The following is a 22,864-nucleotide window of genomic DNA, read 5'->3' on the forward strand; positions in this document are numbered from 1 at the left end:
GGTGGCGCAAGCGCCTTATCCGGGCTACGACTGTTCTCGGTCATAAAGACTTGCGGTGGGTTTTCTCCCTCTCCCCGTGGGAGAGGGCCGGGGTGAGGGCATCAGGCCGCACCATTCACCCTTTGCGCAGTAACCGCAGCGCATTTGCCGTCACCAGCACCGTCGCGCCGGTGTCCGCCAGCACTGCCAGCCACAATCCTGTTATCCCCAGCAACGTTGTCACCAGGAAAATCGCTTTCAGCCCCAGAGCAATACCAATGTTCTGGCGGATATTGGCCTGCGTCGCGCGGGCCAGATGGATCATCTGCGCCAGCCCGCCGAGCCGGTTGTGGGTTAAGGCCGCATCGGCGGTTTCCAGCGCCACGTCCGTTCCGCTGCCCATCGCAATACCGATCGTCGCGGCTTTCATCGCCGGGGCATCGTTGATGCCGTCGCCAATCATCGCCAGCGGCGAGGCCTGATTGAGCGCCGTAACCGCATTTACCTTATCTTCCGGCAGCAACCCGGCGCGGAAATCCATCTGCAACTCCCCGGCGATGGCGGCGGCTGCTCGTGGGTTATCGCCGGTTAACATCACTCCCTGTACCCCCAGATTACGCAGCGCGGCGACCGCTTCCCGCGCATCGTCACGCAGAGTATCGCGCAGCGACAAGGAGCCGATAACAACGCCATCGCGCAATGTGACAATCACCGTTTCACCCTGGCTTTCACGTGCGTTGATATCGGCCAGCAGCGTGGCATCCAGCACCTCTGGCGGCAGCTTATCCGGCGCGCTCAGGCGGATGTGTTGGCCTGAAACCTGCGCTTCAATCCCTCTGCCGGTCAGCGTGCGCTGTTCCGTTGCGTCTGGCAGGACAAGTTCACGCGCCAGCGCTTCCCGTATGATGGCCTGCGCCAGCGGATGGGTAGAGCCCTGTTCCACGGCGGCGCTCAAAGCCAGCAGTGTCTCCTCGTTAACCCCGTCCAGTGGTCGTACGCCGACAACCTGCGGTTTCCCGACGGTCAGTGTGCCGGTTTTATCAAACGCCACCTGCTGAATACGGCCCAGCTGTTCCAGCGCCGCACCGCCTTTAATCAGCGCCCCACGGCGAGCCGCAGCGGCCAGGCCAGAGGTAATGGCCGCAGGCGTGGAGATAACCAGCGCGCAGGGGCAGCCAATCAGCAGCAGCGCCAGCCCTTTGTAGATCCATTCCAGCCAGCTTGCCGAGAACAGCAATGGTGGCAGAACGGCAACCAGCAGAGCGACAGCCATAATCACCGGGGTATAAATCCGGCTAAATCTGTCGATAAAGCGCTCAATGGGCGCGCGCCGTTCTTCGGCTTCTTCAATCAGTTTCAGGATCCGGTCAATAGCGCTTTCGCCGGGGCGGGACACCACCTCCAGCGTTATCAGACGGTCAACGCTGGTTGCGCCTGCGGGAATGCTGTCGCCGTTGCTGTGTTCGACGGGCAGAGATTCCCCGGTGAGCGCGCTTTCATCAAAGCTGGCGAACGGTGTCAGTAGCTTGCCATCCGCCGGTAAGCGCCCGCCTGCCGGGACTTCAATCACATCGCCGGGGCGCAATTCCTGTGCGGTGACCGTCTGACGCACACCTTCGTGAAGGCGCGTGGCGGTGTCGGGCTTAAGCGCCATTAGTGCGCTTACCCCTTTTCTGGCACGACTGGCTGCCCAGCCTTCAAGCCGCTCGCCCACCATAAACAGCAGCAGTACCATGGCGGCTTCGGCCGTCGCACCGATAAACAGCGCACCCACGGCGGCAACGCTCATCAGCGTTTCGATGGCAAACCAGCTGCCGCTATGCATCAGGCGCAGAGCCTGGCGCGCGATGGGGTAGAGCCCGACCAGCGTGGTCACGATAAAGGCCGTCTGGCCCAGCGGATGGTTAAACTGCTCCAGCAGCCAGCTGATACCCATCAGCACAATCAGCATCAGAAGCGGCATATTTTCCTGCCAGCGCGACGGGGCGGCTTCTTTGGGGGTGTTCTCGTCATGCACAGCGTACCCGGCCTGCTTAACGGCATGTTCCACCTGCTGGCGAATGTCGTTATCGGCAACCACCGTGAGCTTTTCGGTGGCGAAGGCGACCTGAACCTGGTTTACCCCGGCTATCTGGCGGACGGCGTTTTCCACTTTGCGGGCGCAGGCCGCGCAGTCCATCCCCGTGACCAGCCAACTGTAGCGTTCACCGCTGGCGCTTTCGACAGACGCGTCCGGCGTTTCACAGGGGATATCACACGCGCAGGGTGCGGCTTTCTCCGGCAACGGGCGAAGCTTCATGGCCGCAAACTGCGGCGATTTTTTATTGTCGAGGGGTGTCATGACATCCTCCGGTGAATGATAATTTTCTCATTAACCGGAGGATACACTCTGGAGTCGACTCCAGAGTCAAGCGTTTTAAATGTACAGCGAACGCACGATCAAAAAGTGCCCGGCAAAATAGCAGGCAGCAGAGATGGCGGTATCGGCGCGGAAGCGGCGGCGGTAGTGGCTACCCAGCCAGACAACGTTGCCGATCAGCAGTAGCGCCGCGCCAACAAATGCAGACAGCGCCGGGCTGGTGGGACGGAAGAACCACAGCTCACCTGCCAGCCAGACCATTACCAGCGTCATGGCAATAAAGGTACAGACAGGCAAACGCATCTCTTCAAGGCGCGACCAGATCACCGCGATCAGCAGAGCGCCAACCACCAACAGCACGACCGGCAATGGCCAGAAGAAAGAGAGCGACATCTGGGTGGCGAAATAGATGGTGTAGAGCAAGTGTGCGAGGAAGAACGCGCCGATTGCGTAGAGCAGTTGCTGACGTGGCAGTAAGGTTAGGGCATCGCCAATCAGCGAGGCGCACAGCCCGGCGAGAACCAGGTAGCTGATGGCATCAAACATCGGGGCTTGCCAGGCCAGTAATAACAACAGCAGCAGCGTGACAGGTTTAAATACCCAACGCTGCCAGGCAGGCCCACGATAGGATGCGTCTACATACAGCCAGGCGGAAAAACAGACAGCAATAAATGACCAAAGCATATTAAGTCCCTGAATCCGTTATTGTATCGCGAGCACCATGCCCACGGCTCTACTCATGAGTTTAGTGGTCGCGGCAGGTGAATGACAATGTTACAGAAGACAGGGGAATCTTAAAAAAGTGCTTTTATTTTTTTGCTTTCAGTCTCTTTAGCCAGATAAGCAGTTCGAACACGCCGAAGACGAAGATGCGAAACTCCTCGAATCGCGTCATCTGCGGGCCGTCTTTCGGCAGTGTTTTTTTCATCATCGTTGCCTGAATCGCGTGCATAAACACGGTGAAAATGAGGGCTACGTTAACAAAGATGTTTGCTGGATACTTAAAAGGTACAAATAAATTAAAGATCAAAAAAGCCCAGACAAAGAGCATTAACAGCCGTCCCAGATTAATCAGTATGTTCATCGTCCTCTCCTTGTGATTCACGCTGATATAAGCGGTAGGTGACCTGTCCAGCGACTTTCTCCCGATACAGGCTCCAGCTTGCAGGGACCGGCGGCAGGCCATTTTCCACTTCGCTTTCTACATAGATTAGCGCGCCATCGGCCAGCCAGCCGTTGTTTTCCAGTAGGGTGAAGGTCTCTTCGAGCATGCCTTTGCGAAACGGTGGATCGACAAACACGATGTTGTGCGGAGTGCCACTTTGGGCGAGAAACGCCAGGGCATTGCCGGTCACCACCTTGCCGTTGGTTGCTTTCAACGTCGCCAGGTTTTGCTGCAACTGCTGCGCGACGCCGCGTTCCATCTCCAGAAGCGTGGCGCTGGCCGCGTAGCGGGAAAGCGCTTCCAGGCCCAGCGCGCCGCTGCCGGCGAAGCAGTCGAGGCAATGTGCGTCGACCATGGACGGCGCCAGCCAGTTAAACAGGGTCTCGCGCACACGGTCAGTTGTCGGGCGCAGGCCGGGGCTGTCCGGCACGGGGAGTTTACGTCCGCGCCATTGCCCGCCGATTATACGTATCTGGCCGGTGGCGGTTCGATTGGGTTTCTTCATGGTCATCGCTTTGCTCATCATTTCGGCCTGCTATTCTAACGGCGTGCGGCACGGGGCGAAACCTTAATCCGCAGGCGGTGATGCGAGTTAAGGAAAGTGATAGACTATCTCTCTAATTAACCCTAATTTTCAGCCCTGTTGTGCCAGTACGGGCTGCGCCATGAATAAACCGCGAGGAGTGTAGTCGCAAATGGCAGATGAGAAGAAACGTGGCTTTTTTTCCTGGCTGGGCTTTGGGCAAAAAGATCAGGTAAAAGAAGAAAAAGAAGCGGAGCAGGCAGCCGAAACGCAGCAGCCGCATTCCCAGGAAGAGAGCGAAACCTTTGCCGAAGAGGTCGTTGAGGTTACCGAACAGCTGGTTGAAAGCGAAACGCCGCAGCCAGTCGAGGAAGAACCACAGCCTGAAATAGCGGAAGAACCACAACCCGAAGTGGTAGCACGCGAAGAGCTGCCTCTGCCGGAAGAGGTAACTGAGCCGGAGATTGTCGAGGAAGAGTGGCTGCCGGAGCAGGAGCCTGTCGACGAAGACGCACCGCTGAGCGATGAAGAGCTGGAAGCTCAGGCGCTGGCCGCAGACGCGGCTGAAGACGCGCTGGTGGTGGTGCCGGTTGAAGAAATCGATGAACCGGAAGAAGAGGCCGTTGCTGAACAGGAGAAGCCGACGAAAGAAGGTTTCTTTGCACGACTGAAACGCAGCCTGCTGAAAACCAAAGAAAATCTCGGTTCCGGATTTATCAGTCTGTTCCGCGGCAAAAAAATCGACGATGATCTCTTCGAAGAGCTGGAAGAGCAGTTATTGATTGCCGACGTCGGGGTGGAAACCACGCGTAAAATCATTACCAATCTGACGGAAGGCGCGTCGCGTAAACAACTGCGCGATGCCGAAGCACTCTATGGTTTGCTCAAAGAAGAGATGGGTGACATCCTTGCCAAAGTCGATGAACCGCTTAATGTTGAAGGCAAAACACCGTTTGTTATGCTGATGGTTGGCGTTAACGGCGTGGGTAAAACGACGACGATTGGCAAGCTCGCGCGTCAGTTCGAACAGCAGGGCAAATCAGTGATGCTGGCCGCAGGTGATACCTTCCGTGCCGCCGCGGTTGAGCAGTTGCAGGTTTGGGGGCAGCGTAACAATATTCCGGTTATCGCCCAGCACACGGGGGCCGACTCTGCTTCGGTGATTTTCGATGCTATCCAGGCCGCGAAAGCGCGCCATGTGGATGTGCTCATCGCCGATACCGCCGGGCGCTTGCAGAATAAAGCGCACCTGATGGAAGAGTTGAAAAAGATTGTCCGCGTGATGAAAAAGCTGGACGAAGACGCGCCGCATGAAGTGATGCTGACCATCGATGCCAGCACCGGGCAGAATGCGGTAAGCCAGGCCAAACTGTTCCATGAAGCAGTCGGCCTGACGGGTATCACCCTGACTAAGCTGGACGGTACGGCGAAAGGCGGTGTGATTTTCTCGGTAGCGGATCAGTTTGGCATTCCTATCCGTTACATCGGGGTCGGCGAACGTATTGAGGATCTGCGTCCGTTTAATGCGGGCGATTTTATAGAGGCACTTTTTGCCCGAGAGGATTAACAATGATTCGCTTTGAACACGTCAGCAAAGCCTATCTCGGCGGGAGACAAGCGTTGCAGGGGGTGACATTCCACCTGCAACCGGGCGAGATGGCCTTTCTGACCGGCCACTCCGGCGCAGGGAAAAGTACCCTGCTCAAGCTTATCTGTGGCATTGAGCGGCCAAGCGCCGGGAAAATCTTGTTTGGCGGGCACGATATTTCGCGTCTGAAAAACCGTGAAGTGCCGTTTCTGCGTCGGCAGATCGGCATGATTTTCCAGGATCACCATCTGCTGATGGACCGAACAGTGTATGACAACGTGGCGATCCCGTTGATCATCGCAGGGGCCAGTGGCGATGACATCCGTCGCCGTGTTTCTGCGGCACTGGATAAGGTGGGCCTGCTCGACAAAGCGAAAAGTTTTCCGATTCAGCTGTCAGGTGGTGAACAACAGCGCGTGGGCATTGCCCGCGCCGTGGTGAACAAACCTGCGGTACTCCTGGCGGACGAACCCACCGGTAACCTGGACGACGCCCTTTCGGAAGGGATTTTACGTCTGTTTGAGGAGTTCAATCGCGTTGGGGTCACCGTATTGATGGCGACGCACGACCTGGGGCTGATTTCCCGGCGTTCGTACCGCTTGCTGACCCTGAGCGATGGCCATTTGCATGGAGGCCTGGCGGGTGAATAAGCGTGATGCATTGAATCAAATCCGGCAATTTGGCAGCAAACTGGATCGTTTTCGTAAGTCGGCAAGCGGTGCCGGTGACGCAGGCCGTAACACGACGCGTCGTGGTAAAGGGGCACCGAAAGCCAGTTCGCGAAAAACCAACGTCTTTAACGAGCAGGTGCGTTATGCCTTCCAGGGGGCGTTACAAGACCTGAAAAGCAAGCCTTTTGCTACGTTCCTGACGGTGATGGTGATCGCCATTTCGCTGACGCTGCCTAGCGTCTGCTACATGGTGTACAAAAACGTTAACCAGGCGGCCTCGCAGTATTACCCGTCTCCGCAGATCACCGTCTATTTCGATAAGGCGCTGGATGACGACGCGGCGGCACAGGTGGTGGGCCAGCTCCAGGCGGAGCAGGGCGTGGAGAAGGTGAACTACCTTTCCCGCGATGATGCGCTCGGCGAGTTCCGCAACTGGTCAGGTTTTGGCGGTGCGCTGGATATGCTCGAAGAGAACCCGCTGCCCGCGGTGGCGGTGGTGATTCCCAAACTGGATTTCCAGGGTACCGAGTCGCTAAACACCCTGCGTGACCGTATTTCGAAGCTGCACGGTATTGATGAAGTGCGGATGGACGACAGCTGGTTTGCCCGTCTTGCGGCGCTGACCGGGCTGGTTGGCCGGGTATCTGCAATGATTGGTTTGCTGATGGTCGCCGCGGTGTTCCTGGTTATCGGCAACAGCGTGCGTCTGAGTATTTTCGCCCGTCGCGATACCATCAACGTGCAGAAACTGATCGGTGCAACGGATGGCTTTATCCTGCGTCCTTTCCTCTACGGTGGAGCGTTGCTGGGCTTTAGCGGTGCGTTCCTGTCGCTGATTCTCTCTGAGATTCTGGTGCTGCGGCTCTCCTCTGCGGTAAGCGAGGTGGCGCAGGTGTTCGGGACCAAGTTCGACCTGAGCGGCCTGTCGTTTGATGAGTGTCTGCTGTTGCTGCTGGTGTGCTCCATGATTGGCTGGATTGCCGCCTGGCTTGCCACTGTGCAACATTTACGTCACTTTACTCCGCAATAAAAAAAGTCTGATATACTCTTTCCCTGCAATGCAGTATTCCCGTCGCAGGGAAAGCGTATAAAGAATATCTCCTTTCCCTTGCCGCGGTTTTTCATCCTTGTGTCACATTTTGTGCGCAATCTATTCACAATCCAGCCTGGAACTTGTGGATAAAATCACTGTCTGATACAAGAGTGAATGATATTCTCGTTGCTCATTAACGCTGGCATGTTTGTTGCCTGATGGGGACAGACCGCCGCCAGTCGGATGTAAAATTGAGAGGATTTGAATGACCAAAGAAATGCAATCTTTAGCTTTAGCCCCTGTTGGTAACCTGGAATCTTACGTCCGGGCTGCGAACGCATGGCCGATGTTGACGGCTGATGAAGAAAGGGCACTGGCTGAAAAGCTGCATTACCAGGGCGATCTGGAAGCAGCTAAGACGCTGATCCTGTCCCACCTGCGCTTTGTTGTTCATGTTGCTCGTAACTATTCGGGCTACGGTCTGCCGCAGGCGGATCTGATCCAGGAAGGCAATATCGGCCTGATGAAAGCCGTGCGTCGCTTCAACCCGGAAGTGGGTGTGCGCCTCGTCTCTTTCGCCGTGCACTGGATTAAAGCAGAGATTCACGAGTACGTGCTGCGTAACTGGCGTATCGTGAAAGTCGCCACTACCAAAGCACAGCGTAAGCTGTTCTTTAACCTGCGTAAAACCAAGCAGCGTCTGGGCTGGTTTAACCAGGACGAAGTGGAAATGGTTGCTCGTGAACTGGGCGTGACCAGCAAAGACGTGCGTGAAATGGAATCACGTATGGCGGCGCAGGACATGACTTTCGATATGTCGCCTGATGATGAATCTTCCGATAGCCAGCCAATGGCACCGGTACTCTATCTGCAGGATAAATCGTCTAACTTTGCCGATGGCATCGAAGACGATAACTGGGAAGAGCAGGCTGCTAACAAGCTGACGGATGCGATGCAAGGTCTTGACGAGCGTAGCCAGGCGATTATCCGCGCACGCTGGTTGGACGAAGAGAACAAAACAACGCTGCAGGAACTGGCAGATCGATATGGTGTTTCCGCTGAACGTGTGCGTCAGCTGGAAAAGAACGCGATGAAGAAACTGCGTGCCGCAATCGAAGCGTAAGTCTGTGCGTTAAATGATGGGCCGGGTCAGCGAGAGCTACCCGGCTTTTTGTTTTCTGGGGCTCAGGGTTTTGTTTTCAGGGTTGGGTTGTTGAGCGAGGCGCGATCTACGTAGCCCGGATAAGGCGACGCCGCATCCGGGATCAGACAGGCCAGCAAAATCGTAAACGCCGATTCCATCTCTTCTTCTTCCATCGCAGCAAACCCCATCAGCAGACCTTTCAACGGCTTGTCGCCAGAGTAATACCGCGACAACGCCCGCACCAGAATCCCGCGCTCGTTCGCACGTCGGGAAAGCGCAACATCATCACACTCCGTAGGCAGTGAGAGCACCAGGTGCAGCCCGGCATTGTCGTTATATTCACTCAGCGCCTCTTTACCCAGCGCATCGATGATAAGGCTCGCCAGCCGGGCGCGACGGCGGGCATAGAGCAGACGCATCCGCCGGATATGCGCCGTGTAGTGTCCTTCGGTAATAAACTGCGCCAGCGCTTCCTGATCCAGTAAACGTCCGCCGCGATACAATTCCGCATGTGCCGTTTTCAGGGCCTGCATCAATGGGCGTGGCAACACCAGATACCCCAGACGCAGTCCGGGATAGAGCGTTTTGCTGAATGTCCCGGTGTAAATAACCGGTGCGTCATCAACCAGCCCCTGTAGTGCGGGGATCGGCTGGCCGGAAAAACGAAATTCGCTGTCGTAATCATCCTCAACAATCCAGCTTCTCGTCTGCCGGGCGAGTGCCAGCAGGCGTTGACGTCGCTCCAGACTCATCACGCAGCCCAGCGGATACTGATGAGAGGGAGTGACGAAAATCAACCTCGGTGGCGTGTCCCCGGTTTCCGGTGGGTTCATACCGGAAAGATCGACGTCGCTCGCCTGCAGTTCGACGCCGTTCATCGTCAATACGTTACGAATTCCCCAGTAGGCCGGTTCTTCAATCCACGCACTATCGCCGGGATTACACAGCATACGTGAGACCAGATCGATGGCCTGGTGGATGCCTTCGGTTATCAGGATTTGCTCTGCGCTACAGCGCACGGAACGGGTGACGCGCAGATATTCCACCAGGGCCTGCTGTAAGGCCAGGCTGCCGCCGGCATTACTGTAAGAGAGTTGGCTGGCCTGTGGTTTGCGGCTGATTCGCGCCTGGATTTTGCGAAACAGGGCGTGGGGAAAGGCGCTGACATCGGGCACGCCGGGTAAGAATGCTCCCCACTGGCGCGGGCTGGCGCTGCTTTTTTGCAACAGCACCTGGCCACGTGTCGAAAGATGAGACGGAAGATCGCCGGTACCATTTCCTGCTGGAGAGAGGGGGGCCGAAAGCAAGCTGTCCGGCACAGTCTGTGCCACAAAAGTACCGCTTCCCGCACGGGAAACCACATACCCCTCTGCCAGAAGCTGCTCGTAAACCGTCAGCACCGTATTGCGCGACAGGTGAAGTTCCGCCGCCAAATCCCGGCTCGGTGGCAGGCGACTTTGCGGCGGCAGGCTCCCTTCGAGGATCGACAGGCGAATCGCGTTATATAATTTCTTATGCAGTTTGCCTCCGGTTTGTTCGTCCAGACGCAACTGCAGTAAATCACACACAAGCGAACGCAAATTGGATCCCTTAATTATTCAAAACTGGTACTCGATTATAGGACCGCTTGTGTCATTGTTGCAAAAGGTGGTTGCTGCGAAATGAATCAATGACGGGGGAGTTTAAGGTGAAGAATAACGAATTACATCAACGCCGTTTACAGGCGACACCGCGCGGTATTGGCGTGATGTGTGGTTTCTATGCTGAGAAAGCAGAAAACGCGACGCTGTGGGATGTGGAAGGCAACGAGGTCATTGATTTCGCCGCCGGGATCGCGGTGCTCAATACCGGGCATCGTCACCCAAAAATCGTCGCAGCGGTGGAAAAACAGCTGCAGGCGTTTACCCATACGGCCTATCAGATTGTCCCGTACGAAAGCTATGTCTCGCTGGCGGAACGCATTAACGAACGTGTGCCGGTAGACGGCCAGGCCAAAACGGCCTTTTTCTCGACTGGGGCAGAAGCGCTGGAAAACGCGGTAAAAATTGCCCGCGCCTACACCAAACGTCCTGGCATCATTACCTTTGGCGGCGGTTTTCACGGTCGTACCTATATGACCATGGCGCTGACCGGGAAAGTAGCACCGTATAAAATTGGCTTTGGCCCGTTCCCTGGCTCCATTTTCCATGCGCAGTTCCCGAACGCGCTGCATGGCGTCAGCACCGAAGACGCGATGAAAAGCCTGGATCGTATTTTCAAAGCGGATATCGCAGCCGATCAGGTGGCGGCTATCCTGCTTGAGCCTGTGCAGGGCGAAGGTGGTTTTAATATCGCCCCTGATGATTTTATGCAGGCGCTGCGTAAGCTGTGCGATAGCCACGGTATTTTGCTGATTACCGATGAAGTGCAGTCCGGCTTTGCGCGTACCGGTAAACTTTTTGCGGTGGAGCATTACAGTGTCAAACCGGATCTTATCACCATGGCGAAAAGCCTGGCGGGCGGCCTGCCGTTGTCTGCGGTGGCGGGGCGCGCGGAGGTTATGGATGCACCGGCACCGGGTGGTTTAGGCGGTACCTATGCCGGTAACCCACTGGCCGTTGCTGCTGCACATGCCGTAATGGATGTGATTGAAGAAGAGAACCTGTGCGAACGCGCGAACCATCTGGGCAAACATCTGGTGGAAGTGCTGACGAAAGCGAAGAGCGAGTGCGCATATATTGCCGATATCCGTGCGCAAGGTTCCATGGTGGCCGTGGAGTTCAACGACCCGCAAACGGGCGCGCCGTCTGCCGAGTTCACGAAGCAGGTGCAGGATAAAGCGCTGGCCGCCGGGCTGTTGCTGCTGAGCTGCGGTGTCTACGGCAACGTGATTCGCTTCCTCTATCCGCTGACGATTCCGGAAGTTCAGTTCCGTAAAGCGTTGGATATTATCTACCAGTCGCTGACCCACTAATTGCCCTGCCGAATGAAAGCCGCCGCCTGGCGGCTTTCTGACAAACTGTCATCCGCTTGTTATATAACCTTCAAAATTGTTGTTCCAAATTTCAGAAAATGGGGTATGTTTTAGCAGAGAATGCTGCTAAGACACGGGCAGCATCCCTGCTGACTACTATCATATTCTTTGTTTATGACCGCCAGCAAAATAATGTGTCAAACAACAACATCACAACAAATGCAATCACCATAAACAATGGGGAATCTCAGGATGAAAATGAAGGGTAAAGCGTTACTGGCAGGATGTGTCGCGTTAGCGATGAGCAACATGGCATTCGCGAAAGATATCAAAGTTGCTGTCGTGGGTGCGATGTCTGGCCCGGTTGCGCAATATGGAGATCAGGAATTTACTGGCGCTGAGCAAGCTGTTGCGGATATCAACGCGAAAGGCGGTATCAAAGGCGACAAACTGGTTATCACCAAATACGATGATGCGTGTGACCCAAAACAAGCAGTTGCGGTAGCGAACAAAGTGGTTAACGACGGCATCAAATACGTTATTGGTCACCTGTGCTCCTCTTCCACTCAGCCTGCATCCGACATCTATGAAGACGAAGGTATTCTGATGATCACGCCAGCAGCGACCGCACCGGAGCTGACTGCACGTGGTTATAAGCTGACCCTGCGTACCACCGGTCTGGACTCTGACCAGGGCCCGACGGCTGCAAAATACATTCTGGAACACGTTAAACCGCAGCGCATTGCCGTTATCCATGACAAACAGCAGTACGGTGAAGGTCTGGCGCGCGCAGTACAGGATGGCCTGAAAAAAGGCGGCGCGAACGTGGTGTTCTTTGACGGTATCACCGCTGGCGAGAAAGACTTCTCCACGCTGGTTGCGCGTCTGAAGAAAGAAAACATCGACTTCGTTTACTACGGTGGCTACCACCCGGAGATGGGCCAGATCCTGCGCCAGTCTCGTGCTGCCGGTCTGCAAACCAAATTCATGGGCCCGGAAGGCGTAGCGAACGTTTCTCTGTCTAACATCGCAGGCGATTCTGCCGAAGGTATGTTAGTGACCAAACCGAAAAACTACGACCAGATCCCGGCGAACAAACCTATCGTAGACGCGATCAAAGCGAAGAAACAGGATCCGAGCGGCGCGTTCGTGTGGACCACCTACGCTGCGCTGCAGTCTCTGGCCGCTGGCCTGAACCAGTCTTCTGACCCGGCAGCTATCGCGACCTGGCTGAAAGGCAACTCTGTTGAGACCGTTATGGGGCCGTTGTCCTGGGATCAGAAGGGTGACCTGAAAGGCTTTGAGTTCGGCGTGTTCACCTGGCATGCTGATGGCACCGCCACCGACGCAAAATAATTTGACCTTCGCCTTTCGCACCACAAGTGCGTTGGCTGTATCCGTTATCCCCGGTCACTTACTGATGTAAGCTCCCGGGGATTAACGTCTTTGCCGCCTTCTTGTAGCACGAAATTCCTGGTCAAATCTGCACGATAATAAAAGCAAAATGGCAACCTCAGGGTTGCCATTTTTAGTGGTTGCTCCCTCTCCCCGTGGGAGAGGGTTGGGGTGAGAGCATCAGGCCGCACAGAGCTAGTTTCCCGGATGCGCTACGCTTATCCGGGCTACTTTTCTCAGGCGCTCACGCTTTTTACCCAGCCATCTTGCTCAGCCGTAAAGCCCATTGCCTGGGCGAAGGCCGCCATAATATTTCGGTCTTCTACGCCTGCTTCGGTAATCCACCAGGTGGTAACAAACGGGTTCTCGCGGATCACTTCTTCCAGCAAGTATTGGCCAACGCCGCGGCGGCGGGTGACATCACGCACGCGCAGTGAGTCGAGCGCAGCCTGGGTGCCGCTGAGGGTCACGCGAACCGCGCCTAACAGGCGGTCATTAAAGCGTGCCGCATAAATACGATGTGTTTCGTCAACGTGCAGCGATGCAGGGGAATACTCCGGCCAGACTTTAGCTAAATCAATATGATCCTGATCGGTAAAGGTTACCAGACGGATGATGGTCAATTTCATTTACAGCTTGTCCATGTCTCAAAAGATAATTGCAGTGTAAACAATTTCACCTGAAACGGGCTGTTACTTTTTTAGATTTCGATTTGCAGGCGATTACTTTTGAGGCAAGCGTTGCGGCAGATTTAAACATTAGGGATCGAAAAGCAGGCAGTATTTTTAACTGAAAGGTAGTGATTTATTCCGCTATTTGTACCATTATTTTATGCTAGCGGCTGGACTTTTTTTGTTTATCTCCCGGTTAATACAGAATATTATCTCTGCTTAATCGCATGAAATATAGAGATATTAGTCTGGTTTTTGCCAAAAAACTGCGCTAAATCATTCATGGCATTGGTAAAAATAGCGTTGTCTATAAAAAGTACAGAATGCTTTTTAACCATAAAAAAACAATATATTTACACACGACATCACGAACGAGGATTTCAGCATGAGAAGGAACGCGAAGACATTAATCGCGGGGATTGTTGTACTTGCGATGTCTCACGCGGCCATGGCGAAAGATATAAAAGTTGCGGTTGTGGGGGCGATGTCCGGTCCGATTGCTCAGTGGGGCGATATGGAGTTCAACGGTGCGCGCCAGGCTATCAAAGATATCAACGCTAAAGGCGGCGTTAAGGGCGACAAACTGGTCGCTGTAGAATACGACGACGCCTGTGACCCGAAACAAGCCGTTGCAGTGGCGAATAAAGTCGTCAACGACGGTATTAAATACGTTATTGGTCATCTCTGCTCATCGTCAACGCAGCCCGCGTCTGACATCTACGAAGATGAAGGCATTTTGATGATCTCCCCCGGCGCGACCAACCCGGAACTGACCCAGCGCGGCTACCAGCACATTATGCGTACTGCGGGCCTGGACTCTTCGCAGGGGCCGACCGCGGCGAAATATATCCTCGGCACGGTTAAACCGCAGCGTATTGCGATCATTCACGACAAACAGCAGTACGGTGAAGGTCTGGCGCGTTCCGTTCAGGAAGGCCTCAAATCCGGTGGCGCGAATATTGTCTTCTTCGACGGCATTACCGCCGGTGAGAAAGACTTCTCCGCACTGGTTGCGCGTCTGAAGAAAGAAAATATCGATTTTGTCTACTACGGTGGCTATTACCCGGAAATGGGGCAGATTCTGCGTCAGGCCCGTGCAAATGGCCTGCAAACCCAGTTTATGGGGCCGGAAGGCGTCGGTAACGCATCCCTGTCCAATATCGCGGGCGATGCGGCGGAAGGCATGATGGTGACGATGCCGAAGCGTTACGACCAGGACCCGGCTAACCAGGCCATCGTCGACGCGTTAAAAGCCGAGAAGAAAGACCCGAGTGGTCCGTATGTCTGGATCACCTATGCCGCAGTACAGTCCCTGGCGCAGGCAATGGAGCGTTCTGGCAGCAGTGAACCGCTCGCGCTGGTGAAAGATTTAAAAGCTAACGGAGCTAAAACCGTGATTGGGCCGCTGAACTGGGATGAGAAAGGCGATTTGAAAGGATTTGATTTCGGAGTCTTCCAGTGGCATGCCGATGGTTCGTCCACGGTAGCCAAATAAGGCAACCACTCATCATACTTCGCGCCGCAGATGCGTTGGCTGCGTTTATCCACCCCGGTCACGTACGACTTGTACGCTTCCGGGGATGAACAAACTTGCCGCCTTCCTGCAACTCGAATTATTTAGAGTGGGGGTTCAACATCCCGGCTTGTCGGGTTTAGAAAGGTTACGTTATGTCCGAGCAGTTTCTCTACTTCTTGCAGCAGATGTTTAACGGCGTGACGCTGGGAAGCACCTATGCATTGATCGCCATTGGTTACACCATGGTGTACGGCATTATCGGCATGATCAACTTCGCCCACGGCGAGGTATATATGATCGGCAGCTATGTCTCCTTTATGATTATTGCCGCCCTGATGATGATGGGCATCGACACCAGATGGCTGTTGGTTGCCGCAGGTTTTGTCGGCGCTATCGTCATTGCCAGCGCCTACGGCTGGAGTATTGAGCGCGTGGCCTATCGCCCGGTGCGCAACTCCAAGCGTCTGATTGCACTTATCTCCGCTATCGGGATGTCTATCTTCCTGCAAAACTATGTCAGCCTGACCGAAGGTTCACGTGACGTGGCGTTGCCGAGCCTGTTTAACGGCCAGTGGACGGTAGGGAGCAGTGATAACTTCGCTGCCACCATCACCACCATGCAGTTGGTTATCTGGATAGTGACCCTGGTGTCGATGCTGGCCCTGACCGTGTTTATCCGCTATTCCCGTATGGGTCGCGCCTGCCGCGCTTGTTCGGAAGATCTGAAAATGGCGAGTCTGCTCGGCATCAACACTGACCGCGTGATTGCCCTGACCTTCGTGATCGGTGCAGCGATGGCGGCAGTGGCGGGCGTGCTGCTCGGCCAGTTCTATGGCGTAATCAACCCCTATATCGGCTTTATGGCGGGGATGAAGGCCTTTACCGCAGCGGTGCTGGGCGGTATCGGTAGCATTCCGGGTGCGATGATCGGCGGCCTGATTCTGGGCATCACCGAAGCACTCTCCTCGGCGTACCTGAGTACGGAATATAAAGACGTAGTGGCGTTCGCACTGCTGATCGTGGTGCTGCTGGTGATGCCGACCGGTATCCTGGGTCGCCCGGAGGTTGAAAAAGTATGAAACCGATGCATTTTGCGATGGCGCTGTTCTCCGCCTTCATGTTTTTCGTGCTGGCGGGCGTCTTTATGGGCGTGCAGTTAGAGCTCGATGGCACGAAGCTGGTGGTCAACACCGCAGCGAGCATTCGCTGGGAGTGGGTATTCATTGGCACCGCAGTGGTCTTTTTCTTCCAGTTGCTGCGTCCTGTTTACCAGAAGACCCTGAAAAACGTTTCGGGTCCAAAATTCGTCCTGCCGGCGATTGACGGTTCGACCGTGAAGCAGAAGGTGTTCCTGGTGGCCCTGCTGGTGGCTGCCGTGGCATGGCCGTTTGTGGTCTCTCGCGGTACGGTGGACATCGCCACCATGACCATGATTTACATCATCCTCGGCCTCGGGCTGAACGTGGTGGTAGGTCTGTCCGGCCTGCTGGTGCTGGGTTATGGCGGTTTCTATGCGATCGGTGCTTACACCTTCGCGTTGCTGAACCACTATTACGGTCTCGGTTTCTGGACCTGTCTGCCGCTGGCGGGGCTGGTATCGTCGGCGGCGGGTTTCCTGCTTGGCTTCCCGGTACTGCGTTTGCGCGGTGACTATCTGGCGATTGTGACCCTCGGTTTCGGTGAAATCGTCCGTATTCTGCTGCTGAACAATACCGAAATTACCGGTGGTCCGAACGGGATCAGCCAGATTCCAAAACCAACGCTGTTCGGTCTGGAGTTCAGCCGTAGCGCACGTGAAGGCGGCTGGGATACGTTCAGCAACTTCTTTGGTGTACCTTATGACCCCAGTGACCGTGTTGTCTTCCTTTATATGGTTGCGCTGCTGCTGGTGGTGGTCACCCTGTTTGTGATTAACCGTCTGCTGCGTATGCCGCTGGGCCGTGCCTGGGAAGCGCTGCGTGAAGATGAGATCGCCTGTCGCTCTCTGGGTCTGAACCCGACCCGTATCAAACTGACCGCGTTCACCATCAGCGCCGCGTTTGCCGGTTTTGCCGGTACGCTGTTTGCCGCACGTCAGGGCTTTGTCAGCCCGGAATCCTTCACCTTCGCGGAATCCGCGTTTGTGCTGGCGATTGTGGTACTGGGCGGTATGGGTTCGCAGTTTGCGGTTATCCTGGCGGCGATTCTACTGGTGGTTTCCCGCGAGCTGATGCGCGATTTCAACGAATACAGTATGTTGATGCTGGGTGGTTTGATGGTACTGATGATGATTTGGCGTCCTCAAGGCTTGCTGCCGATGACCCGTGTGCAACTGAAACTGAGAAAAGGTCAGGCGAAAGGAGAGCAGGCATGAGCCAGCCATTGTTATCCGTAAACGGCCTGATGATGCGTTTTGGCGGCCTGCTGGCCGTTAACAACGTGGCGCTGGATTTACATCCGCAGGAAATCGTCTCGCTGATTGGCCCGAACGGGGCCGGCAAAACCACCGTCTTTAACTGCCTGACCGGTTTCTACAAACCGACGGGCGGTACCATCATGCTGCGCGACCAGCACCTGGAAGGGCTGCCGGGCCAGCAAATCGCGCGTATGGGCGTGGTGCGTACCTTCCAGCATGTGCGTCTGTTCCGTGAAATGACAGTGATTGAAAACCTGCTGGTGGCACAGCATCAGCAGCTGAAAACCGGAGTTTTCTCCGGCCTGCTGAAAACGCCGTCCTTCCGCCGTGCGCAGAGCGAAGCGCTGGACCGCGCCGCCACCTGGCTTGAGCGTATTGGTCTGCTTGAGCATGCCAACCGTCAGGCAAGCAACCTTGCTTACGGCGACCAGCGTCGACTGGAAATTGCCCGTTGCATGGTGACGCAGCCGGAAATCCTGATGCTGGATGAACCGGCGGCAGGCCTGAACCCGAAAGAGACCAAAGAGCTGGACGAGTTAATCGTTGAGCTGCGTAACAACCACAACACCACCATCCTGCTCATTGAGCACGATATGAAGCTGGTGATGGGGATCTCCGACCGTATTTATGTCGTCAACCAGGGGACGCCGCTGGCTAACGGTACGCCGGAAGAAATTCGTAACAATCCGGACGTGATCCGTGCATATCTTGGTGAGGCATAAGATGGAAAAAGTCATGTTGTCTTTTGACAAAGTTAGTGCCCACTACGGCAAAATTCAGGCGTTGCACGATGTCAGCCTGCACATCAATCAGGGCGAGATTGTCACCCTGATCGGTGCCAACGGTGCGGGTAAAACCACGCTGCTGGGGACCCTGTGCGGCGATCCGCGTGCGACCAGCGGGCGTATTGTTTTTGATGACAAAGACATTACCGACTGGCAGACGGCGAAGATCATGCGTGAAGCGGTGGCGATTGTGCCGGAAGGGCGTCGCGTCTTTTCCCGTATGACCGTGGAAGAAAACCTGGCGATGGGCGGCTTCTTTGCTGATCGCGACCAGTTCCAGGATCGCATCAAGTGGGTCTACGAACTGTTCCCGCGTTTGCATGAACGTCGTATTCAGCGTGCGGGCACCATGTCCGGTGGTGAACAGCAGATGCTGGCGATTGGCCGTGCGCTGATGAGCCAGCCGCGTCTGCTGCTGTTGGACGAACCGTCACTGGGCCTTGCGCCGATCATCATTCAGCAGATTTTCGATACCATCGAACAGCTGCGCAAAGAAGGAATGACCATCTTCCTCGTCGAGCAGAACGCCAACCAGGCGCTGAAACTCGCCGACCGCGGCTATGTGCTGGAAAACGGTCACGTGGTTCTGGAAGATACCGGCGATGCGCTACTGGCAAACGAAGCGGTGCGTAGCGCGTATCTGGGCGGCTAGGTAAAAGCAAAAAGGCAACGTAAGTTGCCTTTTTTAATGTTTGTACTCATATGAAAGGGCTGGGTAAGGCGAAGTAGCCACCCGGCTTTTTTGTTTTCTGTACGCTATAGTTGTACAATTAGAACGTACAGCTCCGGAGGCGTTATGCGCACAATGAACTACAGTGAGGTGCGGCAGAATCTGGCTTCTGCACTGGAAACCGCTGCAACAGGTACCCCCGTTACCATTACGCGTCGGGGGCATAAATCCGCGGTGATTATTAGCGCTGAGGAATTTGAACGCTATCAGGCCGCGAAGCTGGATGCAGAGTTTGATGCCATTATGTCGGTCCATGGCAATGAAATAAGGGAACTGGCTGATAAATGACGATCCAGTTTATCTCAGCGGAAGAGATAATCCGTCTTCACGACAAGCTGTTACAGGTTACGCCTGGTGTGGCGGGTATGTCCGATCCGGGCCGTGCTGAGGCACTGCTCTACCGTGTCCTGAATAAATATGAGTATGAAGGGGTCACTGACATCTGGTTGCTAGCGGCGATGCATTTAATGGCTATCTCGCGTGGGCACATTTTTAATGATGGCAACAAACGTACTGCGTTATTTGTCACACTCGTTTTTCTCAAGCGCAATGGTATAGATCTGGCTGCAAACCCTGCTTTTGTTGCCTTAACGGTAGAGGCTGCGGCAGGTAGACTCTCGCTGGAAGATATTGCTTCTGGTCTTCGCGGGTAAACGTGCCCGCCATCTAACCTTCATCAATCCATCATCCCCCCGCCATCTTCCTGACGCCTGGCTGTAACTCTATTGTAATTAAAAGGTTATTTTTCTGTCATTCGAGCATGTCATGTTACCTCGCGAGCATAAAACGCGTGATATCGCGCATCCGGCACAACAAGAGAGAAAACCGAATGACACCGTTACGACACACAGCTTTAGGACTGGCTCTTGGGTTGATCTTTGCAGGCAACGCAATGGCTGTCACTACAATCCCATTCTGGCATTCCATGGAAGGGGAGTTAGGCAAAGAAGTTGACTCCCTGGCGCAACGTTTCAACGAAACCCACCCGGATTACAAAATTGTGCCGGTGTACAAAGGCAACTACGAGCAGAGCCTGAGTGCGGGTATCGCCGCGTTCCGTACCGGTAACGCACCTGCCATGCTGCAGGTTTACGAAGTGGGTACGGCGACCATGATGGCGTCGAAAGCCATTAAACCGGTCTACGAAGTATTCAAAGACGCGGGCATCAACTTTGATGAATCCCAGTTCGTGCCGACCGTTTCCGGTTACTACACCGATTCTAAAACTGGCCACCTGCTGTCTCAGCCGTTCAACAGCTCTACGCCGGTGCTGTACTACAACAAAGATGCCTTCAAAAAAGCAGGCTTAGATCCCGAGCAGCCGCCGAAAACGTGGCAGGACCTGGCGGCTTACACGGCTAAGCTGAAAGCAGCTGGCATGAAATGCGGCTACGCCAGCGGCTGGCAGGGCTGGATTCAGATTGAAAACTTCAGCGCATGGCACGGTCTGCCGGTTGCGACCAAAAACAACGGTTTCGATGGTACTGATGCGGTTCTGGAGTTCAACAAACCAGAGCAGGTGAAACACATCGCCATGCTCGAAGAGCTGAACAAGAAGGGCGATTTCAGCTACTTCGGTCGTAAAGACGAGTCTACCGAGAAGTTCTATAACGGTGACTGCGCCATTACCACCGCCTCTTCTGGTTCTTTGGCTGACATCCGTCATTACGCCAAATTTAACTACGGTGTCGGCATGATGCCTTACGACGCTGATGTGAAAGGCGCACCGCAGAACGCCATCATCGGCGGGGCCAGCCTGTGGGTTATGCAGGGCAAAGACAAGCCGACCTATACCGGCGTTGCACAGTTCCTGGAATTCCTGGCTAAACCGGAAATCGCTGCTGAATGGCACCAGAAAACCGGCTACCTGCCGATCACCACTGCTGCGTATGAGTTGACCCGTAAAGAAGGCTTCTACGACAAAAACCCAGGTGCAGACATCGCGACGCGCCAGATGCTGAACAAGCCGCCGTTGCCGTTCACCAAAGGCATGCGTCTGGGCAACATGCCGCAGATTCGTACCATTGTGGATGAAGAGCTGGAAAGTGTGTGGACCGGTAAGAAAACCCCGCAGCAGGCGCTGGACGCGGCTGTAGAGCGTGGTAATCAGTTGCTGCGCCGCTTCGAGCAGTCGACTAAGTCTTAATAGTTTACACCCTCACCCCCGCCCTCTCCCTGAAAGGGAGAGTGTTAGGGTGAGGGGAAAATACAACTCAGAGCTTAATTATGTCCTCATCCCGTCCGGTGTTTCGTTCGCGCTGGTTGCCCTATCTGCTGGTTGCGCCTCAACTGGTTATCACCGTTATTTTCTTTATCTGGCCCGCTGGCGAAGCGCTGTGGTACTCGGTGCAAAGCGTTGACCCGTTCGGTTTGTCGAGTCAGTTTGTCGGTCTGGATAACTTCGTGGCCCTGTTCCACGACAGCTATTACCTCGACTCTTTCTGGACGACGATGCGCTTTAGTGCGCTGGTGACCTTTTTTGGTCTGTTATCGTCCCTGTTCTTTGCCGCGCTGGTGGATAACGTGGTGCGTGGCAGCCGCGTCTATCAGACGCTGATGCTGCTCCCGTACGCCGTCGCCCCGGCGGTCGCCGCTGTGCTGTGGATCTTTCTCTTTAACCCCGGACGCGGTTTGATCACCCACTTTCTCGAGCAGTTTGGTTACGACTGGAACCACGCGCAAAACAGCGGCCAGGCTATGTTCCTGGTGGTGTTCGCGTCTATCTGGAAGCAGATTAGTTACAACTTCTTATTCTTCTTCGCTGCACTGCAATCCATTCCCCGTTCTCTGGTGGAAGCCGCGGCGATTGATGGCGCAGGGCCGATTCGCCGCTTCTTCAAGCTGTCGCTGCCGCTGATTGCTCCGGTGAGTTTCTTCCTGCTGGTGGTCAACCTGGTTTACGCCTTCTTTGATACCTTCCCGGTGATCGATGCGGCGACGGCGGGCGGCCCGGTACAGGCGACGACGACGCTTATTTACAAGATTTACCGCGAAGGTTTTGTCGGGCTGGATCTTTCTGCCTCCGCCGCGCAGTCGGTGGTGCTGATGTTCCTGGTCATTGTGCTGACCGTCGTTCAGTTCCGTTATGTTGAAAGTAAGGTGCGCTACCAATGATTGAGAATCGCCCCGGGCTAACTTTGTTCTGTCATATCATACTGATTCTGGGCATTGTGACGATCCTGTTCCCGATGTATGTCGCCTTTGTGGCCGCGACGCTGGATAACAAAGCCGTTTTTGAAACGCCCATGACCCTGATTCCCGGCACGCACCTGCTGGAAAACATGAAAGCGATTTGGGTTAACGGCGTAGGGGTTAACAGCGCACCGTTCTGGCTGATGATGCTTAACAGTTTCATCATGGCGTTTGGCATTACGGTGGGCAAAATCGCCGTGTCGATGCTGTCAGCCTTTGCCATTGTCTGTTTCCGTTTCCCGCTGCGTAATCTCTTCTTCTGGATGATTTTTATCACCCTTATGCTGCCGGTCGAAGTGCGTATCTTCCCGACGGTGGAAGTGATCGCCAACCTGAAAATGCTCGACAGCTACACCGGGTTAACGCTACCGCTGATGGCTTCCGCCACCGCGACCTTTCTGTTCCGCCAGTTCTTTATGACGCTGCCGGATGAGCTGATGGAAGCGGCGCGTATTGATGGCGCATCGCCGATGCGCTTTTTCTGGGACATCGTGTTGCCGCTGTCAAAAACCAATCTGGCGGCGCTGTTTGTCATTACCTTCATCTACGGCTGGAACCAGTATTTATGGCCTTTGCTTATCATCAGCGACGTCAATTTGGGCACCGCTGTTGCAGGCATTAAAGGCATGATTGCCGCAGGTGAGGGCACTACACAGTGGAACCAGGTGATGGCGGCAATGCTGCTCACTCTGATTCCCCCGGTCGTTATCGTTTTTGCCATGCAGAGAGCCTTCGTGCGTGGCCTGGTCGACAGTGAGAAATAAC

At 55.0% G+C, this 22,864-nt stretch carries 22 protein-coding genes; 16 read left to right on the top strand and 6 right to left on the bottom strand.

The window, feature by feature from the left end; genetic code table 11:
• Window positions 1-115: 115 nt before the first annotated feature.
• The 4 genes from zntA to rsmD form a co-directional block, all read right to left on the bottom strand.
• Window positions 116-2,320, bottom strand: coding sequence for a Zn(II)/Cd(II)/Pb(II) translocating P-type ATPase ZntA (zntA, locus tag ACSZPU_RS00160; RefSeq protein ID WP_498994257.1), 2,205 nt, complete (start codon window positions 2,318-2,320; stop codon window positions 116-118).
• A gap of 75 nt (window positions 2,321-2,395) precedes the next feature.
• Window positions 2,396-3,022, bottom strand: a complete 627-nt coding sequence (locus ACSZPU_RS00165) for a lysoplasmalogenase (protein ID WP_498994260.1) — start codon at window positions 3,020-3,022, stop codon at window positions 2,396-2,398.
• A 124-nt stretch (window positions 3,023-3,146) separates the two neighbouring features.
• Window positions 3,147-3,422, bottom strand: coding sequence for a DUF1145 family protein (locus ACSZPU_RS00170; protein ID WP_498994263.1), 276 nt, complete (start codon window positions 3,420-3,422; stop codon window positions 3,147-3,149).
• A complete protein-coding gene (rsmD, locus tag ACSZPU_RS00175) occupies window positions 3,406-4,008 on the bottom strand; it encodes a 16S rRNA (guanine(966)-N(2))-methyltransferase (protein WP_498994266.1) in 603 nt (200 codons plus the stop codon). The genes ACSZPU_RS00170 and rsmD overlap by 17 nt, the downstream gene beginning before the upstream one ends.
• 190 nt (window positions 4,009-4,198) lie before the next feature.
• On the opposite strand from rsmD, the gene ftsY reads away from it, so the two are divergent.
• The 4 genes from ftsY (at window position 4,199) to rpoH (ending at window position 8,441) form a co-directional block, all read left to right on the top strand.
• Window positions 4,199-5,593, top strand: coding sequence for a signal recognition particle-docking protein FtsY (gene ftsY, locus ACSZPU_RS00180; RefSeq protein ID WP_498994268.1), 1,395 nt, complete (start codon window positions 4,199-4,201; stop codon window positions 5,591-5,593).
• A gap of 2 nt (window positions 5,594-5,595) precedes the next feature.
• Entirely contained in the window at window positions 5,596-6,264 is a 669-nt protein-coding gene (gene ftsE, locus ACSZPU_RS00185; protein ID WP_498994271.1) for a cell division ATP-binding protein FtsE, read from the top strand.
• Complete coding sequence (gene ftsX / locus ACSZPU_RS00190) at window positions 6,257-7,315, top strand: permease-like cell division protein FtsX (protein WP_498994274.1); 1,059 nt, start codon at window positions 6,257-6,259, stop codon at window positions 7,313-7,315. The genes ftsE and ftsX overlap by 8 nt, the downstream gene beginning before the upstream one ends.
• Window positions 7,316-7,583: 268 nt before the next feature.
• Window positions 7,584-8,441 (top strand): RNA polymerase sigma factor RpoH, encoded by an 858-nt coding sequence (gene rpoH / locus ACSZPU_RS00195; protein ID WP_498994277.1) that lies wholly within the window; start codon window positions 7,584-7,586, stop codon window positions 8,439-8,441.
• A 62-nt stretch (window positions 8,442-8,503) separates the two neighbouring features.
• Here the strand turns inward: rpoH and pdxR are convergent, their stop codons facing one another.
• Window positions 8,504-10,042, bottom strand: a complete 1,539-nt coding sequence (gene pdxR, locus ACSZPU_RS00200; RefSeq protein WP_498994280.1) for a MocR-like pyridoxine biosynthesis transcription factor PdxR — start codon at window positions 10,040-10,042, stop codon at window positions 8,504-8,506.
• Window positions 10,043-10,149: 107 nt separating this feature from the next.
• Between pdxR and ACSZPU_RS00205 the strand changes: the two genes are divergently transcribed.
• A complete protein-coding gene (locus ACSZPU_RS00205) occupies window positions 10,150-11,415 on the top strand; it encodes a 4-aminobutyrate--2-oxoglutarate transaminase (RefSeq protein ID WP_498994282.1) in 1,266 nt (421 codons plus the stop codon).
• 252 nt (window positions 11,416-11,667) lie between these two features.
• Window positions 11,668-12,771: a branched-chain amino acid ABC transporter substrate-binding protein gene (locus ACSZPU_RS00210; RefSeq protein ID WP_498994285.1), complete on the top strand. Its 1,104-nt coding sequence runs from the start codon at window positions 11,668-11,670 to the stop codon at window positions 12,769-12,771.
• A gap of 275 nt (window positions 12,772-13,046) precedes the next feature.
• Here ACSZPU_RS00210 and panM read toward each other — a convergent pair whose 3' ends face one another.
• Complete coding sequence (gene panM / locus ACSZPU_RS00215; protein ID WP_498994288.1) at window positions 13,047-13,439, bottom strand: aspartate 1-decarboxylase autocleavage activator PanM; 393 nt, start codon at window positions 13,437-13,439, stop codon at window positions 13,047-13,049.
• 427 nt (window positions 13,440-13,866) lie between these two features.
• Here panM and livK point away from each other — a divergent pair, with 427 nt between their 5' ends.
• The 10 genes from livK (at window position 13,867) to ugpE (ending at window position 22,863) form a co-directional block, all read left to right on the top strand.
• A complete protein-coding gene (gene livK, locus ACSZPU_RS00220; protein WP_498994291.1) occupies window positions 13,867-14,976 on the top strand; it encodes a high-affinity branched-chain amino acid ABC transporter substrate-binding protein LivK in 1,110 nt (369 codons plus the stop codon).
• A gap of 173 nt (window positions 14,977-15,149) precedes the next feature.
• Window positions 15,150-16,076, top strand: a complete 927-nt coding sequence (gene livH, locus ACSZPU_RS00225) for a high-affinity branched-chain amino acid ABC transporter permease LivH (protein WP_498994294.1) — start codon at window positions 15,150-15,152, stop codon at window positions 16,074-16,076.
• On the top strand, window positions 16,073-17,350 hold the full coding sequence (locus tag ACSZPU_RS00230) for a high-affinity branched-chain amino acid ABC transporter permease LivM (protein ID WP_498994297.1): 1,278 nt from the start codon (window positions 16,073-16,075) through the stop codon (window positions 17,348-17,350). Before livH ends, ACSZPU_RS00230 begins: the two co-directional genes overlap by 4 nt.
• On the top strand, window positions 17,347-18,114 hold the full coding sequence (gene livG / locus ACSZPU_RS00235; protein ID WP_090083923.1) for a high-affinity branched-chain amino acid ABC transporter ATP-binding protein LivG: 768 nt from the start codon (window positions 17,347-17,349) through the stop codon (window positions 18,112-18,114). Before ACSZPU_RS00230 ends, livG begins: the two co-directional genes overlap by 4 nt.
• 1 nt (window position 18,115) lies before the next feature.
• Window positions 18,116-18,829, top strand: a complete 714-nt coding sequence (livF, locus tag ACSZPU_RS00240) for a high-affinity branched-chain amino acid ABC transporter ATP-binding protein LivF (RefSeq protein WP_354691532.1) — start codon at window positions 18,116-18,118, stop codon at window positions 18,827-18,829.
• A gap of 144 nt (window positions 18,830-18,973) precedes the next feature.
• Window positions 18,974-19,195 carry a type II toxin-antitoxin system Phd/YefM family antitoxin gene (locus tag ACSZPU_RS00245; RefSeq protein WP_498994304.1) on the top strand — a complete coding sequence of 74 codons (222 nt, stop codon included), beginning with the start codon at window positions 18,974-18,976 and terminating at the stop codon, window positions 19,193-19,195.
• Window positions 19,192-19,560, top strand: coding sequence for a type II toxin-antitoxin system death-on-curing family toxin (locus ACSZPU_RS00250; RefSeq protein WP_498994306.1), 369 nt, complete (start codon window positions 19,192-19,194; stop codon window positions 19,558-19,560). The genes ACSZPU_RS00245 and ACSZPU_RS00250 overlap by 4 nt, the downstream gene beginning before the upstream one ends.
• A 176-nt stretch (window positions 19,561-19,736) precedes the next feature.
• Window positions 19,737-21,053: a sn-glycerol-3-phosphate ABC transporter substrate-binding protein UgpB gene (gene ugpB / locus ACSZPU_RS00255; protein ID WP_498994309.1), complete on the top strand. Its 1,317-nt coding sequence runs from the start codon at window positions 19,737-19,739 to the stop codon at window positions 21,051-21,053.
• A gap of 80 nt (window positions 21,054-21,133) precedes the next feature.
• The gene (ugpA, locus tag ACSZPU_RS00260) at window positions 21,134-22,021 is read left to right on the top strand and encodes a sn-glycerol-3-phosphate ABC transporter permease UgpA (protein WP_498994312.1); all 888 of its coding nucleotides are present in this window, start codon (window positions 21,134-21,136) and stop codon (window positions 22,019-22,021) included.
• Window positions 22,018-22,863 carry a sn-glycerol-3-phosphate ABC transporter permease UgpE gene (gene ugpE / locus ACSZPU_RS00265; RefSeq protein ID WP_498994315.1) on the top strand — a complete coding sequence of 282 codons (846 nt, stop codon included), beginning with the start codon at window positions 22,018-22,020 and terminating at the stop codon, window positions 22,861-22,863. The genes ugpA and ugpE overlap by 4 nt, the downstream gene beginning before the upstream one ends.
• Window position 22,864: the final 1 nt, after the last annotated feature.

The organism is Phytobacter sp. V69, from assembly GCF_965644215.1.
GTDB lineage: Bacteria > Pseudomonadota > Gammaproteobacteria > Enterobacterales > Enterobacteriaceae > Phytobacter.